At 66.8% G+C, this 1,944-nt stretch carries 2 protein-coding genes; both read right to left on the minus strand.

Going from position 1 to position 1,944, the window contains the following annotated elements; genetic code table 11:
* Positions 1 to 394 precede the first annotated feature (394 nt).
* Positions 395 to 880, minus strand: a complete 486-nt coding sequence (locus ACOQFS_RS12570) for a glutathione peroxidase (protein WP_421563200.1) — start codon at positions 878 to 880, stop codon at positions 395 to 397.
* Positions 881 to 990: 110 nt separating this feature from the next.
* Complete coding sequence (locus ACOQFS_RS12575) at positions 991 to 1,905, minus strand: DMT family transporter (RefSeq protein ID WP_421563201.1); 915 nt, start codon at positions 1,903 to 1,905, stop codon at positions 991 to 993.
* Between the last annotated feature and the right edge of the window lie 39 nt (positions 1,906 to 1,944).

A 1,944-nucleotide genomic window follows, 5' to 3' on the forward strand; every position in this document is an offset into this window, starting at 1 on the left:
ACGAAGTCACCGCGCGCCGATGCCTGAAGTGCCATGCAGGCCAAGAGCGGCGCCAGGAGTCTGCGCGGTAGAAGGCATCGAAGCGAAACGCGCGAGACCGGTTTGTCGTGCGTTGCAGCCGATGCACCGTCTGCCGCGCAGACTCCTGGCCACAGCGCGCGCGCGGCAGATGTCAATGTCAAAAGAAGTCCCCCCGATAGCAGCACGATGTGCGAGAGAGGGTGGTCTTGCGCCACCCTGAAGCTGCCGGGAGTTTCGCCGCAGAATTTTTCAGCGCAGCGTCAAAAGGCGGTTTTGGCAACCGCTTGTAGTGCCTTTAACAAATCCAAACGATTGCGCGTTGCGCGCCCTGTGCAGGGCGGCGAATGCGCGCTGAGGGGTGCAATGGGTGTGCTCAGCGCAGCGCCGCTTCGATGTCCCCGGCCAGCTTCTTGGGCGCGTCTTGTGGGGCATAGCGGCGGATCACCCGGCCGTCCTTGCCCACCAAAAACTTGGTGAAATTCCACTTGATGGCCTTGCTGCCGAGCAGGCCGGGGGCTTCGGCGGTGAGCCATTGGTAGAGGGGTGATGCGTTGGCGCCGTTCACGTCGATCTTGGCCATCATCGGAAAGCTCACACCGTAGTTCAGCTGGCAGAAGCTGGCGATCTCGTCGTTGCTGCCCGGGTCCTGGCTGCCGAACTGGTTGCAGGGAAAGCCCAGCACCACTAAGCCCTGGTCGGCGTACCGCTTGTGAAGCTCTTCCAGGCCGCCGAACTGGGGCGTGAAGCCGCAGGCGCTGGCGGTGTTCACGATCAGCAGCACCTTGCCGCGGTATTGCGACAGCGGCACGGTCTGGCCGTTCATCTGCTGGGCTTCAAAGTCGTAGATGCTGTCCGGCATGGGCGTGCTCCTGAGGAGATGGGGGAAGAGGAATGACGCGGCCATGGTAGCCGCTGGCAGGGGTGGACGTCGGTGTAGCGTGGGTGTAGCGCGCGTGGGGCGGGCGGCACTCAGTGCCCGGGCGGGCCGGGCAATGCGGGCGCGGCCGGGCGCCGAAACTGCAGCGCTGCCAGCAGCGAGGCCAGCAGGATGAGCGCGCCGCCCACCACGGTGCGGGTGTTGAGCGCAGACGCCCCGAGCAGGGCTGACGAGACGCTGGCAAACATCACCTCCGACAGCATCACCAGCGCCGTGGTGCCCGCAGCCAGCCGCGCGGCGCCAAACTGCAGCGCCCAGTTGCCCAGCAGCAGCACGCCGGCCAGTAGCAAGCCGGTCAGCACCCAGGTGCTGTCCCATGGCGGGAAGGCCTCGACCACGCCCAGCTGGCGCCCCATCACCGCCACCGCCAGCGCCATCAGCGTGCAGCCGGCGAACATGGCGAACATGCGCGCAGGGCCCGGCACCGCGTGCAGGTGGCGCAGGGTGACGTTGGTCACCGCAAACATGAAGCCGCCCAGCAGCGCCAGTCCGTCGGCCAGGCTGAGCCCGTGCAGCAGGCGCGACGCGGGCGCATCGGCCGGCAGCAGCACCAGCACCACGCCCGCAAATGCCAGCGCCAGCCGCAGCAAGGCCGAGGGCGTGGGCTGTTCGCCCAAAACCTTCCAGGCCAGCAGCACGGCCCAGGCGGGCATCAGGTAGAACAGCAGGATCACCCGCACCACATCGCCAATGGTCACGGCCCAGTTGAAGGCCACATTGTTCAGGCCCGAGGCCAGCGCCAGCAGCCACAGCTGCGGCTGCTGCCGCACCTGCGCCAGCAGCCGGGGCCGCCAGGCCAGCAGCCCCGCCAGCACCACCGCATACATGAACGCCGTGGCCCACAGCGGGTGCAGCCCCGCCCGGTGCATGTGCTGAAACGGCCACCACGCCAGGCCCCAGACAAAGGCGTTGAACAGCAGGGCAGCAAAGGGCAGAGGGGATTGCATTTCAAGCAAAAAATGGCTGCAGCGCTTGATGGATAAGCG

The sequence above is a fragment of the Paracidovorax sp. MALMAid1276 genome (assembly GCF_049198005.1).
Lineage (GTDB): Bacteria > Pseudomonadota > Gammaproteobacteria > Burkholderiales > Burkholderiaceae_C > Acidovorax.